This window comes from Blautia fusiformis (genome assembly GCF_020686995.1).
GTDB lineage: Bacteria > Bacillota > Clostridia > Lachnospirales > Lachnospiraceae > Blautia_A > Blautia_A fusiformis.
The window spans coordinates 112,377-127,805 of sequence record NZ_JAJEPT010000005.1 but is presented as its reverse complement, the minus strand read 5'-3'; the positions used below and the strand labels follow the sequence as shown (position 1 = coordinate 127,805).

At 44.1% G+C, this 15,429-nt stretch carries 10 protein-coding genes; 3 read left to right on the top strand and 7 right to left on the bottom strand.

Going from position 1 to position 15,429, the window contains the following annotated elements; all coding sequences use genetic code 11:
* Window positions 1-201: 201 nt before the first annotated feature.
* Complete coding sequence (gene leuS, locus LKD46_RS06240; protein WP_022426495.1) at window positions 202-2,619, bottom strand: leucine--tRNA ligase; 2,418 nt, start codon at window positions 2,617-2,619, stop codon at window positions 202-204.
* 253 nt (window positions 2,620-2,872) lie between these two features.
* On the opposite strand from leuS, the gene LKD46_RS06235 reads away from it, so the two are divergent.
* Window positions 2,873-4,102, top strand: a complete 1,230-nt coding sequence (locus LKD46_RS06235; protein ID WP_015525202.1) for a dicarboxylate/amino acid:cation symporter — start codon at window positions 2,873-2,875, stop codon at window positions 4,100-4,102.
* A gap of 217 nt (window positions 4,103-4,319) precedes the next feature.
* On the opposite strand, the gene LKD46_RS06230 is transcribed toward LKD46_RS06235, so the two are convergent.
* The 6 genes from LKD46_RS06230 to LKD46_RS06205 all read right to left on the bottom strand — a co-directional run bounded on the left by LKD46_RS06230 (window position 4,320) and on the right by LKD46_RS06205 (window position 12,517).
* Window positions 4,320-6,311, bottom strand: a complete 1,992-nt coding sequence (locus LKD46_RS06230) for a glycoside hydrolase family 31 protein (protein WP_022426496.1) — start codon at window positions 6,309-6,311, stop codon at window positions 4,320-4,322.
* A gap of 14 nt (window positions 6,312-6,325) precedes the next feature.
* Window positions 6,326-8,002, bottom strand: coding sequence for a glycoside hydrolase family 13 protein (locus LKD46_RS06225; protein WP_227573938.1), 1,677 nt, complete (start codon window positions 8,000-8,002; stop codon window positions 6,326-6,328).
* A gap of 219 nt (window positions 8,003-8,221) precedes the next feature.
* The gene (locus LKD46_RS06220; protein WP_114001584.1) at window positions 8,222-9,229 is read right to left on the bottom strand and encodes a LacI family DNA-binding transcriptional regulator; all 1,008 of its coding nucleotides are present in this window, start codon (window positions 9,227-9,229) and stop codon (window positions 8,222-8,224) included.
* Window positions 9,226-9,396, bottom strand: coding sequence for a hypothetical protein (locus LKD46_RS06215; protein ID WP_015525206.1), 171 nt, complete (start codon window positions 9,394-9,396; stop codon window positions 9,226-9,228). Before LKD46_RS06215 ends, LKD46_RS06220 begins: the two co-directional genes overlap by 4 nt.
* A gap of 158 nt (window positions 9,397-9,554) precedes the next feature.
* Entirely contained in the window at window positions 9,555-11,645 is a 2,091-nt protein-coding gene (locus tag LKD46_RS06210) for an elongation factor G (protein WP_227573937.1), read from the bottom strand.
* A gap of 149 nt (window positions 11,646-11,794) precedes the next feature.
* A complete protein-coding gene (locus tag LKD46_RS06205; RefSeq protein WP_015525208.1) occupies window positions 11,795-12,517 on the bottom strand; it encodes a phosphatase in 723 nt (240 codons plus the stop codon).
* A gap of 319 nt (window positions 12,518-12,836) precedes the next feature.
* Here LKD46_RS06205 and LKD46_RS06200 point away from each other — a divergent pair, with 319 nt between their 5' ends.
* Together LKD46_RS06200 and aroA are read left to right on the top strand one after the other, a co-directional pair.
* A complete protein-coding gene (locus tag LKD46_RS06200) occupies window positions 12,837-13,928 on the top strand; it encodes a prephenate dehydrogenase (RefSeq protein ID WP_015525209.1) in 1,092 nt (363 codons plus the stop codon).
* A 71-nt stretch (window positions 13,929-13,999) separates the two neighbouring features.
* Window positions 14,000-15,274, top strand: coding sequence for a 3-phosphoshikimate 1-carboxyvinyltransferase (aroA, locus tag LKD46_RS06195; protein WP_227573936.1), 1,275 nt, complete (start codon window positions 14,000-14,002; stop codon window positions 15,272-15,274).
* The last annotated feature ends 155 nt before the right edge of the window (window positions 15,275-15,429 follow it).

Genomic DNA, 15,429 nt, shown 5'->3' with positions numbered 1-15,429 from the left:
TACGCGAAAATCAATATATTAAACACTTTATTTTTCGTTTAGGCAAATCTGTTAAAATGCCTAAATATTATTGGCATTTATTCTAAATAACATTAGTTATTTTTGTGCATACTTACTTCACGATGTTTATCCATATAAAAAACACCCTGGCAAAGGCAGAAATATCTTCCGCCCTGCTTCGGGTGTTTTTGATTTATCTTATTACTTTACTACGATATTGATGATCTTCTTCGGTACGTAAATCTCTTTGATGATATTTCCGGAAATCTTATCTGCAACTGCCTTCTTTCCTTCGGCAATCGCATCTTCTTTGGAGATTTCTGCCGGAATACTGATAACAGCCTTGGTCTTGCCGTTGATCTGAACCGGAACCTCGATCTCATCATCCTTCATAAGCTCCTCATCGTGAGCCGGCCACTGTGCATGGAAAACGGAATCCTCATGACCAAGCTTCTCCCAGATCTCCTCTGCAATATGAGGAACAAATGGCGCAAGAAGAATGGTAACTGTCTCGATGGTTTCTTTGTCAACAGCGCCGTCGTTCTGCTTTGCGATAGCGATCAGCTTGTTTGTGTATTCCATAAATCCGGACACTACGGTATTCAGGCTGAAGGCCTCAAGTCTGCTGGTGATATCGTATACCATCTTATGACGGGTCTTCTCCATCTCTTTGGTAGCCGGGATATCTTTCTCAATGCTGTCAAGAGCCAGATTCCAGAAACGTTTCAGGAATCTGGATACACCATCGATTCCTCTATCATCCCATTCTGCATCCAGTTCCGGCGGTCCTACGAACAGCTCATACATACGTAAGGAATCACATCCGTAATCATTTACAAGATCATCCGGTGAAATAACATTTCCTTTGGATTTACTCATCTTGATTCCGTTTTTACCTGTGATCATACCCTGATTGAACAGCTTGACAAACGGCTCATCGAAATCAATAGCTCCGATATCATACAGGAACTTGGTGTAGAATCTGGAGTACAGAAGATGAAGAACAGCATGCTCTACACCACCGATATACATATCTACCGGCAGATATTTATCAGCTTTCTCTTTGGAAACCAGTTCTTTATTATTCTTATTATCTACATAACGGAGGAAATACCAGGAAGATCCTGCCCACTGAGGCATGGTGTTTGTCTCACGTTTTGCGGGAGCACCACAGCATGGGCATGTGGTATTTACCCACTCGTCAATAGCTGCAAGCGGTGACTCTCCGGTTCCTGTCGGCTGGTAGCTTTCTACCTCCGGAAGTCTTAACGGAAGCTGATCCTCCGGTACCGGTACCGCACCGCATTTCGGGCAGTGTACGATCGGGATCGGCTCACCCCAGTAACGCTGACGGGAAAATACCCAGTCTCTCAGTTTGTAGTTGACAGTCTTACGTCCGATACCCAGCTTCTCGATGATATGCGGTGCTTCCTTCTTCAGTACGGAAGATTCCATTCCGTTCCACTCACCGGAGTTGATCATGGTTCCGGAAGCCTCTGTGTAAGCTTCTGTCATATTCTGAATTTCTTTACCATCTTTTGCGATAACCTGGATGATCGGAATATCGAATTTCTTTGCGAACTCAAAGTCACGGTCATCATGAGCAGGTACACACATGATAGCACCTGTACCATAATCAGCAAGTACATAGTCAGAAAGCCAGATTGGAAGCTTCTCGCCGTTCAGCGGATTGATCGCATAAGTACCTGTGAACACACCGGTCTTCTCTTTATCCTGAAGACGGTCTACATTGGATTTCATGGAAGCATCAAAGATATATTTCTCTACAGCCTCTCTTGTCTCGTCTGTTGCAAGAGATTTTGCAAGAGCATGCTCCGGTGCAAGTACCATGAATGTTGCTCCATGAAGAGTATCCGGTCTTGTTGTATAGACCGTGATCTTCTCTTCTCTTCCCTCAACCGGGAAATCGACCTCTGCGCCGTAGGATTTGCCGATCCAGTCTGTCTGCATCTTTTTAACCTTCTCCGGCCAGTCCAGTTTATCCAGATCACTTAAAAGTCTGTCTGCATATTTTGTGATGCGGAGCATCCACTGACGGAGGTTCTTTTTGGTAACCGGAGTGCCACAACGCTCGCAGCATCCGTTTACAACCTCTTCATTTGCAAGACCTGTCTTACAGGAAGGGCACCAGTTGATCGGGAACTCCTTCTCATATGCAAGCCCCTCTTTGAACATTTTTACAAAGATCCACTGTGTCCATTTATAGAATTCCGGATCTGTTGTGTTAACCTCCATATCCCAGTCATAGATCGCTGCGATATCGTTGATCTGACGTTTGATATTTTTGATGTTTGCTGCTGTAGATACTGCCGGATGAACACCCATCTTGATGGCATAGTTCTCAGCCGGGAGACCAAAAGCATCCCATCCCATCGGATGGATCAGGTAATAACCCTGGAGCATTTTATAGCGGCTCCATACATCAGAGATCACATAGCCTCTCCAGTGTCCTACATGAAGACCGTTTCCGGACGGATACGGGAACATATCCAGACAGTAGTATTTCGGTTTCTTGCCATCATTGACATTTACCGGCTTTTTCTCCCAGTTTGTGCGCCATTTCGCTTCGATGGCTCTATGGTTATAAGGTGCAGCCATTTTTTTATTCCTCCTGACAAATTACTCAGTATTAATACTTTAATGCTTTCACACACTGCTATTAATTTTAACTACTTATGATGTATTTGTCAAACAAAAATCCAAAAACAGCCTTTTTCCATCAAAATATACATGAACCTGCAATCCTGGCCTGGTTTAGTTGACGCTTCTTTTTTCACATGATATAATTTCCTGCATGTATTTTCCTATATTATACATACCATACATATTTATCTTAGGAGGGAACGCATAAATGAAATCTTTTTATTCCTGGTACCGGAAGCATATTACCGGTGCGATCTTTACAGGACTGATCCTGGGTATCCTCACAGGACTTTTCCTGGCCGGACGGTTTGAACCTGTCCTCACTGTGACCAGTCTGATCGGAAGTATCTACATGAACGCCCTGAACATGATGATCTTTCCCATGGTCTTCTGTTCCATTGTCATTGGAATCTGTTCCATCGGAAACGCACGTACTACCGGCAAGATCACTGCAGCATCCATGATCTATTTTCTCTGCACAACGGCACTTGCCAGCCTGTGCGGACTGATCATCCCGAGACTGATCCATCTCGGAAAGGGAGTCAAATTTGAGATGGCAACAGCCGATATCCAGGCTACAGAAATGAGCAGTATCCTTGACACCCTGAAAAACCTGATCCCTTCCAACCCAATCGCCGCATTTGCTGACGGAAACATGCTCCAGGTTCTGGTGTTTGCCCTGATCATCGGTTTCACACTGATCGCAGTCGGTGAAAAAGGAACTCCATTCCTGAATCTGATTGATTCCATCAATGAAGTATGCCTGAAGATCATCACAACCATCATGTACTTTACACCCATCGGTGTTTTCTGTACCATCGTACCGGTTGTGGAAGCCAACGGAACTGAAACGATCATTTCCCTTGCAACACAGCTTGTCATTCTGTATGTGGCATTCTTTGGCTTCGCTATTGTAGTGTATGGTTTCTCTGTAAAGCTGATCGGCAAACAGAGTCCGCTGAAATTCCTGAAAGCGATCCTGCCAGCAGCACTGAACGCCTTCGGAACCTGCTCAAGCTCCGCAACCATTCCATTAAGCAAGCAGTGTATGGAAGAAGAAATGGGCGTATCCAACCAGATCACCAGCATCGCCATTCCTCTTGGTGCTACCGTTAATATGGATGCTGTATCTATCCTGATGTCCTTTATGATCATGTTCTTTGCAAACGCCTGCGGGATCCATGTAAGTATTCCTCTTATGATCATTATCCTTCTTGCAAACGTACTGCTTTCCGTTGGTACTCCAGGTGTTCCCGGTGGTGCTATCGCATCTTTCGCAGCACTGGCAACTATGGCCGGACTTCCTGCCGGAGTTCTTGGTGTTTATATCAGCATCAATACCCTCTGTGATATGGGCGCCACCTGTGTCAATGTTATCGGTGACATGGCATGCTGCTCTGTACTGAAAAATGTTATCCAGATTGAGGAAGAAGCATAAACAAATCTTTCTGAAGTGTTATTTAAACAGAATGCGAATTGCTTTACATAAAACATCTTATGTAAAGCAACAATAGCAAAAGCCGTAAGATATATGTTTAAGAAACTTTCACATATACTTACGGCTTTTCTGTTTATCAACTGTTCACATCCTGTATTCTTTATACTGTTTAACGTAAATGATGTAACACAGAAATTTATATTTCATTTTGCTGACTTTATTTTTTCAGAACACGGTAATTTTCTTCTCTGTCGTAATCCTTATGGACCCCATCGTCCTCATATAAGGTATACTCCGCACCTTCATATCCGAGAAGCTGCATATTTTTTGTATCCAGAGCTGCCACACATTCCGCTGCTTCTGCAACCGGAATACATTTTCCCTTCCGGATAAACAACGGAATCTCATTCAGTGCCACCTCTACATAATGAACACCCTTTTCAAGGATCTCCTCTGCAATGGTTCCATCCGGAAGGAATTTCACAAACTTCATCTCCTCTGGAAGATATACATAACGGCCTCTTGCGTTCTGTTCATAAACCGGAGCGATCATGATCTCATTTCCAAGAAGCAGCTGGTCTTCCACATGTACAGCAATCTTATCCTCCGGATAAACAAAGCCCAACGGCCGGAAATACATATCATCGTTCAGAGCCGCCTTCATATATTCACTGTAAAGATACGGAATAAGACGATATCTTACACCGATCACATGACGGAAATCTTCCACATTTTCAAACTGGTAGCATTCCTGCTCTCTGGTACCGATCGCTGTATGATCACGCATCAGCGGTGTGAATACTCCAAGTGCCAGGAAACGAAGCAGCAGTTCTCTTGTTGTATCAGCACCAAATCCACCCAGATCTGCTCCTGCATACAGGAAACCACACATATTCAGAGATGGCATCATCTTCAGGTTCAAAAGGATATGAGCCCACCAGGATTTATTATCGCCGGTCCAGATCCCACCATAACGATGCATACCAATATAGGATGATCTGGAGAACATCAGAAAACGTTTTTCCGGATCGATCCGTTCAAAAGCCTCCCCTGCTGCTCTGGTCATATTGTAGCCAAACAGGTTATGGACTTTGTCATGCCGGATCTTTCTGCCATCCACATTATGGTAAAATCTCCGATAATCTTCCGGATTGTTTGCAACATTGCGAAGTGCACTCTGCATCTTCCAGATATGGATCTTTCCTTCCGTATCTTTTGCAAATTCTCCTGCAAGCTCTTTGACCTCTTTCATTCCCTCTGTGGAATAGAAGATCGCCGGCTCATTCATATCGTTCCAGAAACCGTCGATTCCCTTCTCGATCAGGAAACGGTATTTGTCACCGAACCATTTTCTGGCATCTTTGTTCAATACATCCGGAAAATGAGTATCCCCCGGCCATACAGCAGCTACAAAATCACTGCCGTCCTCTCTCTGGCAGAAGTAGCGGTTTTTGACACCCTCCTCATAAACATCGTATCCCGGCTCTACCTTGACGCCGGCATCGATGATCGGAATCAGACGGATATCCTGATCCTTCAGTTCCTTTACGAATTCCGGAAAATCCTGAAAATTCTCTTCACTTAATGTAAAGTCCTTATAAGACTGCATATAATCGATATCCATATAGATCATATCAATAGGAATATGATTTTCACGATATCCAGCTGCAACCTTCCGGAAATCCTCTTTTGTAGTATAGCCCCATCTGCTCTGGCCAAATCCAAAGGCAAATTTCGGCGGGATATAGCTTCTTCCGATCACATGACGGAACTGCTTTACAATATCATAGGGACTCTCCCCTTCGATCACATAAAGCTTCAGGTCTGCATTTTCGCAGGTTACCTTCATGGTATCCATTCTGGTATAGCCAATGTCAAAGGTGATCGCTGCCGGATAGTCAAAAAACATTCCAAAGGTTTCTTTTCCGGACACAATGATAAGATTATGTGCACCGTACAGGGAATGTTTATCCTCTGTATGCTCCGGATCATCGGTACAGTTACTGGTGTAAATGAATCCTCTCTTATTGATACCGCGGTTGGATTCTCCCAATCCGTAGACGATATCCTCTTCATCCATGATATAAGTAAAAGAAAATCCATCTTCTGCACAGATTTCTCCATATCCTGGCTTTCCTTCTGCTGTCTCAATGTTTTCTGTCAGTGCCTCAGTCTCAAAGGGCTCTCCATATACATATTTTTTTATCATTTTTCCCTCTCCTGTTACAGATTTTTGTAAAGAACAAATGCCTCATAAGGTTTCAGGACCACTTTCTTTCCAAAATCCTTTCTTCCAAGATTTGTGATCAGACATTCTGCATTTTTCTGAAATTCTTCCGGAATTTCCATTTCTGCCACATGCTCACTGAAATTGCAGACTGTGAGAAGCTTCTCTCCCTCAAGGGTTCTGGTATATGCAAAAATCTGATCATGATCTCTGTAAAGTGCCTCAAAAGTGCCGTAAACGATCACCGGTTTTTCTTTTCTTAAACGGATCAGCTTCTGATAATAATGGAAAATAGAATTCGGATCTGAAAGCTGCTGCTTCGCATTGATCTCCTTATAATTGGAGTTTACCCTGATCCATGGCGTTCCCTCCGTAAAGCCGGCCTGATGAGAATCCTCCCACTGCATTGGTGTTCTGGCATTGTCACGTCCTCTCAGCATCAGGCACTTCATCATATATTCCGGTGTATAAATACCTGCTTCTGTATATTCATGGAAATACTGAATACTCTCAATATCACGATAATCCTTAAGCTCTGTAAAATAAGCATTGGTCATTCCAAGCTCTTCTCCCTGATAAACATAAGGAGTTCCCTGCATCATATGAAGACAGGTTGCCAGCATCTTAGCTGAAGTTTCCCTGTATGCCGGATTATCATTTCCAAATCTGGAAACACTTCTTGGCTGGTCATGATTTCCAAGAAACAGACTGTTCCATGCTTTTCCCGCAAGCTCTTCCTGCCATTTGATCATAACCTTTTTAAATTCCTGAAAATCGTATTTCTCGGTAGTCCATTTACCATGGTCTGATCCCTGATCCTCTACATGCTCAAACTGAAACACCATGTTCAGCTCATTCCTGTCCTCACCTGCATATTTCTGTGCCTCTTCGATAGTCACACCGGAGGTTTCTCCAACTGTCATCACATCGTATCGGGATAAAACCTCTCTGTTCATTTCCTGAAGAAACTCATGGATCCTCGGGCCATGGACGCAGTAAGGACCAAAATCACCGTATAATCCTCCATTCATTTCTCCATCCGGATATGACTGATCCTTGGAGATCATGCTGATCACGTCCATTCGGAAACCGTCGATTCCTTTTTCACACCAGAAATTCATCATATCGTAAACTTCCTGACGAACCTTTTCATTTTCCCAGTTCAGATCCGGCTGTTTTCTTGAAAACAGGTGAAGATAATACATCTCTGTCTGAGGATCATACTCCCATGCAGGTCCTCCGAACGCACTTCCCCAGTTATTCGGTTCTTTTCCATTCACCGGCTCTCTCCAGATATAGTAATCCCTGTAAGGATTATCTTTGGATTTCCTGCTTTCAATAAACCAGTTGTGTTCATCGGAAGTATGGTTTACGACCAGATCCATGAGGATCTTAATGCCCCGTTTATGCGCTTCTTCAAGAAGCTTTTCATAATCCTCCATGGTTCCATATTCTTTATAGATTCTGCGGTAATCGGAAATATCATAGCCATTGTCATCCTGCGGAGATTCCAGCATGGGTGAGATCCAGAGAACATTTACTCCCAGTTCTTTCAGATAGTCCAGTTTTTCTATGATCCCGGGAATATCACCAATTCCGTCTCCGTTGCTGTCCTTAAAACTTCTCGGGTAGATCTGATATACCACGCTTTCTTTCCACCAGTTTTTTTTCATGGTAAATTGCCTCCTTTTTCTGTTGATTCTGAAATCAGCATATCCTATCCCACCTTTAAAATCAATAAGTTTCTCGTGAAACTTAAATTACTGCCAAACTTTTCTGTTTTTTTTATGCAGTTTTAACAATAAAGCACTACTGGCCTCTAAAAATAATTTCCAACCGTATTTCGATGAGGCACCAGGAAAAGTCATCACAACATAAAAAAAGAGATCCTGCTACTCTTTTACAGAATCTCTCTTTACAAGCCAGACAGGGCTTTTTACATTTTTTTCGGCAGGTTCCTTTCCCTCTGCCATAAGAAGCAGCTTCCGCAAGGCCAGAAGTGCTTTCTGATGAACATCCTGATGAATGGTGGTCAGCTTTGGCCTGACGATCTGCGCATAAAAATTATCATCAAAGCCGGTAATGGAAATCTGATCCGGAATCCGGATTCCCCTGTCTGTAAAAAAATTGATGGCCTCCACAGCTGTGTAATCCGAAGAAAATGCCAGAGCCTTTGTCTCCAGAAAATGAGGCAGCAGCTCTTCATATTTTTTCAGTCTGCGCCGGGGTTCCTGGGGAACCACCACATAGCGGGAGCGGCTGCAGAAGCCGCCATTTTTTTCCATAGCCTGTTTGAATCCAAGCCATCTGGCATAATCACTGTCCTGCTCTGTTTCCGCAACAAAAAGTGCCCGGTGGTATCCACAGGAATGCAGATATTCCCCAATCTGATATCCGCCGGAATAATCATCCACTCCTACATTCTGAAAGCTATATCCACCCTTCGGATAGGCATCGATCAATACCATTTTTTTATTCAGCTTTCTGGAAAGCTGATGATACTGTTCTTCATTATACCCTATAATGATAAGACCCTCTACATTCCAACGGGATGCCATATCTACCACATTATCGATCCGTTCACCGCCAATGAGCATAATATAATAGCCTCTGTTTTCTGCTTCGACCTGCAGCGTTCCGGTGATCTCTCCCACAAAAGAATCCTGCAGAGACTGCATACCATGAATGAAGGAAAAACCAAGAACCACTCCAATGATCCTTGAGCCGTGTCCGGATAGCATCACAGATCCCATGTGGGGAACATAATTCTGCTCCTTCAGGATCGCCGTGATCCGGTCAATGGTGCTCTGTGAAACCCGTTTTGTATTTCCATTGATCACATTGGATACGGTTGTACGACTGACACCTGCCATATCCGCGATATCCTGCAGCCTTATCATTTCATTGAATACTGCATCAGCTCATAATGAAGCTCACAGCCCTCATAGATTTCTGCCGGAAGTAATGCTCTGGCAACTACTTTCAGTTCCTCCTCCGGCTGATCCACACGCTTCAAATGTGCATAATCTCCGTCAATCTGTTCCACGATATAATCACATACTAACATTTTTTGTCCTCTCTCTTTTCTTTTTGCTCATACTTCAATAACCTGTATGAGCGCAATTCGTTTCTCTGACTGCTTATTCACGAATGCATCTAAAAACAGGCTACAGCAAATGCTGCAGCCTGTCAACTCTTTATTCTGCCCTCAAAAAATATCTCTGTTTATTCGTCAGCACTGTCAACCTTGCTTGCGCGTGCCGCGATCTCTTTCTCCTGGATATCATTAGGAGCCTGCTCATAGCGTGCAAATTCATAGGAGAAATCTCCGCTTCCACCGGTCATGGAACGAAGGACAGTGGAATAACCATAGATTTCAAGAAGCGGAACATCTGCCTCAATGATGGTATTTCCTTCGTGGTCCGGATTCATTCCGAGAACACGACCACGTCTCTTGTTCAGATCTCCCATAACATCACCGGTATATTTATCCGGAACGGTAATCTTCATGGAGATGATCGGCTCAAGAAGTACAGGAGACGCTTCCATAAAGCCCTTCTTGAAGGCAAGGATAGTTGCCATCTTAAATGCCATCTCAGAAGAATCTACCGGATGATAAGATCCATCGTAAAGGGTTGCCTTCACACCAACAACCGGATATGCAGCCAGAGGTCCCTTGAGAACACATTCCTGAAGTCCCTTCTCAACAGCCGGGAAGTAGTTCTTCGGAACTGCACCACCTACAACTACCTGCTCAAATACATAAGGTGTCTCCAGATCGCCAGATGGCTCAAAGCGCATCTTAACGTGGCCATACTGTCCGTGTCCGCCGGACTGTTTCTTATGTTTGCCTTCTACATCTGAATTCTTACGGAGTGTTTCCCGGAACGGAACCTTCGGTTTGGAAAGCTCCACATCCACTTTATAGCGCTCCTTCAGCTTGCTGACAACGATATCAAGATGCTGATCACCCATACCGTAGATCAGGCTCTGACGGTTTGCACTGTCATTGACAACCTTCAGTGTTCTGTCCTCTGTCATCATCTTGGCAAGGGACTGTGCGATCTTATCCTCGTCGCCCTTTTTTACTGCCTTAAATCTCTTATATGTATATGGTGTGGAAAGTATAGCCTTTGGATAAAGGATCGGATTCGCCTTGGTTGCAAGGCTGTCACCGGTCTGTACACTGCCAAGCTTGGCAATGGCACCGATATCCCCTGCAAAAAGCTCCGGAACTTCGATCGGTTTGGAACCTTCCAGGACATAAAGCTTGTTTACACGCTCCTCTGTTCCTTTCTCTACATTAAGAAGTGTATCATCGGATTTCAGCACACCGGAGCATACCTTGATCAGAGAATATTTACCAAGGAACGGATCCGCGATGGTCTTAAATACATAGGCGGATTTTGCCTTGGCAAAGTCATAATTGGCCTCAAAGATCTCGTTAGTCTTCTGTGCGATACCATTGCAGGAACGTCCGCTTGGGCTTGGGAAGTAACCGCAGATATCATCCAGAAGGTTAGATACACCGCGAAGGTTCACCGGTGATCCCATGCATACCGGAACAATACTTCCATCCTGTACATTGGTTGCAATAGCGGCGGAAACCTCTGCTACGGAGAAGGTATCTCCCTCGAAATAACGGTCCATAAATTCTTCGCTTGTCTCTGCAACAGACTCCATCAGAGTTTCATGATATTTCTCAAGATATTCTGTCAGATAATCCGGAACCGGGCATTCTTCCTTGCCGGCCTTGTCAATATATCTTCTTCCTGCCTGCTTCACAACATTGACATAACCTACAAACTTACCATCCTCACGGATTGGGAAATGAAGAGGAGCGATTCTCTTGCCGTACAGCTCTGTCAGCTCTTCCACGACCTCACGATAGCTGACATCATCCACGTCCATATCTGTAACAAAGATCATTCGCGGAAGTTTATATTTCTCGCAGAGATTCCATGCCTTCTGTGTTCCAACCTGAACACCGGCCTTACCGGAAACAACGATAATCGCTGCATCTGCTGCGCTGACTGCCTCTTCAACTTCTCCCACAAAATCGAAATATCCGGGAGTATCCAGTACATTTACCTTCATCTTATCCCATGGTACCGGAATCAAAGAAGTTGTGATGGAAAAATGTCTCTTTATTTCTTCCTTGTCATAATCGCTGACAGTATTGCCATCCTCAACACGTCCGAGTCTGTTTGTCATACCTGCCAGATAAGCCATTGCCTCAGCCAGTGTTGTTTTGCCTGCGCCACCATGACCTAATAGGACTACATTTCTGATTCGGTCTGTTCTGAAAACGTCCATATGTAATACCTCCCTGTTTGTCTTACTTAATATGTTCACATTTTACTAAATTTCCATGCAAATTTCAAGTATTTTATTCAATTTTGACAACTTTTTTTCAGAAAGTTTTTCGTATTACCGTCAATTAATACAGAACAGTCGTCTATCTTTCAGAATTTCCGGTTTACATACTTTTTCACGGCATCCACAGAACGGTTCAGTACCAGCTCTTCCGGAAAATCCAGTTTGGTCAGAAGGTCTCTGGCAAGATCAAATTCCCCGATCAGAAGATCAAAATGGGCATCACTGTCCATAACCACAGGTACCCGATATTTTTTGCAGTATTCCAGCATGATGGTATCATTCTCCACTGCATTCTCGCGGTTACAGTCAGGGTCCATGGAGTGGTTGTTCAGCTCCAGGACTTTACCGTATTCTCTGGCTCCCTGTACAAGCGCCTCATAGTCAACCTCGTATCTTCCGTCATCCGGATGTCCGATGATATTGACACACGGATTCTTCATAGCATTAAGATAGGCCTCCGTATTCTCCTGTCTGCTGCCTGGTCTGATGCATGGAACATGAAGACTTGCAATGACCACGTCCAGCTTCTCCAGGGTTTTCTGCTCAAGATCTACCGTTCCCGCCGCATCCAGGATATTTACCTCCGAACCCAGAAGTAGCTGGATCCCGTACATTTCACGGGGTACCACCTTTATATTCTGGAAATAAAACTTATGACAGGTTCCGGGCATTTTCGGTGCATGCTCTGTGATTCCCAGGAGTTCAAGACCTTTATCGGAAGCAGCCCTGGCCATCTCGCGAAGTGTGCAGTATGCATGTCCGCTGGCTACGGTATGTGTGTGAAGATCCATAACTGACTGATATTTCATGATAAATTCTCCTCTGTATCTTATATTGTTTTTTTCTTATTATATTATACGTCCGAAATCTCCGATTTCTCAAGCCTTTTTCTATTGTTACTGTTCACTCCGTTCTCAGCAACACGCTTCGCGGAATATTACCAATGAACAGTAACTTTCTATTACTCTTCCCTGTTCGCAAAACATTACGGTAAACAGCTATAAAAATGGCCTTCCTGTTTCCGCTAACATTTGTTGACATTTTTCACACTTTCTTTTACAATATAGTCGTGATTTACACTATTAAAGAATAAAAGTAAAAAGTAACCTGAAAGGACTCTGAAGTACTATGAAAACCATAGGTTTTATCGGCCTTGGACTGATCGGCGGCTCCATTGCCAGAACCATACGAAAATTTCACCCGGATTATCGCCTGCTTGCCTTTGACAAAGACAGAAGTGCTCTGGCAGAGGCAGTCAGTTTAAACGTGATCAACGGGATCTGTGATATTGACGATGAGCAGTTATATAACTGTGATTATCTTTTTCTCTGTGCACCTGTAGAATTTAATGTGGAATACATGGAAAAGATCAAAGATTCTCTTGGAAAGAACTGTATCCTCACAGATGTAGGCAGTGTAAAAAGCGTTATCCACGAAAAAGTAACCGAGCTCGGACTTGAAGGACGCTTCATCGGCGGTCATCCTATGGCAGGCTCCGAACGCAGCGGTTTTTCCAATTCCAGTGATCATCTTCTGGAAAATGCTTATTATATCATCACTCCGGGAGGAGAAGTTGCTTTGGAAAAGATTTCTGATTTCACAGAGCTGATCTCCTCTCTTGGTGCGATCCCCCTTGTTATCACTGCAGAAGAACATGATTTCATCACGGCAGGAGTCAGCCACCTTCCTCATATCGTAGCCTCCGCTCTTGTAAATCTTGTAAATCTTCTGGATAACGACGCCCAGTATATGAAAATGATCGCAGCCGGCGGTTTCCGTGATATCACACGTATTGCCTCTTCTTCACCGGTTATGTGGGAACAGATCTGTCTGGAAAATCAGAAAAACATTTCCACGGTTCTGGATGAATTTATCCGTATGCTGATCCAGATCCGCTGTTCCATTGACAACAAAGAAGCTGACAACATCTTTGACATGTTTGCAAGCTCCAAGGATTACCGTGACTCCATTGACATTGTAGACAACAGCCTGATTCCCCGCTCTTATGTCCTTTATATCGATGTGGCAGATGAGGCCGGTGCCATTGCAACCATCGCAACCATCCTTGCAACAGAAAAGGTCAGCATCAAAAATATCGGTATTATCCACAACCGAGAATTTGAAGATGGCGTTCTGAAGATCGAATTTTATACAGACGCAGCTCTGGAGCAGGCTAAAGTGCTTCTTACAAAACGTAATTACAAGATCTGCGAACGCTAATATATAAACGGCAGCAGATATCCGATCTGCTGCCATGTATTTCAAAAATAACAATACAGGCAGGTACTAATATGGAAATCAAAAAAGCAAAAAAATTATCCGGCTCTCTTGCCATTCCCGGAGATAAATCCATTTCTCACAGAGCTGTCATGTTCGGCTCTCTTGCAGAAGGCACTACCAAAATCACAAATTTTCTGGAGGGTGCAGACTGTCTCTCTACTATTTCATGTTTCCGGAAAATGGGTATTAACATTGAAAATACAGAAGGAGAGATCCTGGTCCACGGAAAAGGTCTCCATGGTCTCAGTGCTCCGTCAGAGACTCTTGACGTCGGTAACAGCGGTACTACCACCCGCCTCATCTCCGGGATCCTTGCAGGGCAGGACTTTGTATCAGAGCTTACCGGCGATGCTTCCATCCAGAAACGCCCTATGAAACGGATCATGACTCCGCTTTCCCAAATGGGTGCCGATATCATAAGTCTCAACGGAAACGGATGTGCACCGCTTAAGATCTCCGGAAAAAAGCTCCATGCCATCCACTACAATTCTCCGGTAGCATCTGCCCAGGTAAAATCCTGCGTACTTCTTGCCGGAATGTACTCTGACGGCATTACCCGTGTAACAGAGCCGGTCCTTTCCAGAAATCACACGGAGATCATGCTGAATTACTTTGGCGCCAATGTAACCGCAGAGGGAACAACAGCATCCATCAAACCGGACCCATCTCTTTACGGACGTGAGATCCTGGTTCCGGGAGATATCTCTTCTGCAGCTTATTTTATCGCAGCAGGTCTTCTTGTTCCCAACAGTGAGATCCTTCTGAAAAATGTGGGGATCAATCCGACCCGTGACGGCATCCTTCGTGTATGCAGGGCCATGGGAGCAGATATCACTCTTCTCAATGAAACCACAGAGGGCGAACCTACTGCCGATCTTCTGATCCGCTCCTCTGCGCTTCACGGGACCACAATAGAAGGCGCGATCATTCCTACTCTGATCGATGAACTTCCAATGATCGCCGTTATGGCAGCTTTTGCAGAAGGAACCACTGTTATCCGGGATGCACAGGAGCTTCGTGTCAAAGAGTCCGACCGCATCCAGGTTATGACGGAAAATCTTCGGAAAATGGGCGCAGAGATCCAGGAAACCGAAGATGGCATGATCATTCATGGTGGAAAAGCCCTTCATGGCGCAGAGATCGATTCTCATCTGGATCACCGTGTAGCCATGTCTTTTGCAGTAGCAGGACTGCTTTGTGAGGGAACACTTTCCATCAAAAACGGAGAATGTGTCAACATCTCCTATCCGGAATTCTATTCTGATCTTTATAGTCTGGCAGAATAATTATCTTATATCCAGACAGAGAGCATTTTCATGTATCACAGCGTCTGTTCCATCAGATGACAGTGCATAAAATGCTCTCTTTTTTTATATTTCGTATAATTTTTATTTATTATGGATATCATAATTCCAAAATGAAACCATTTTTTTGATAAATT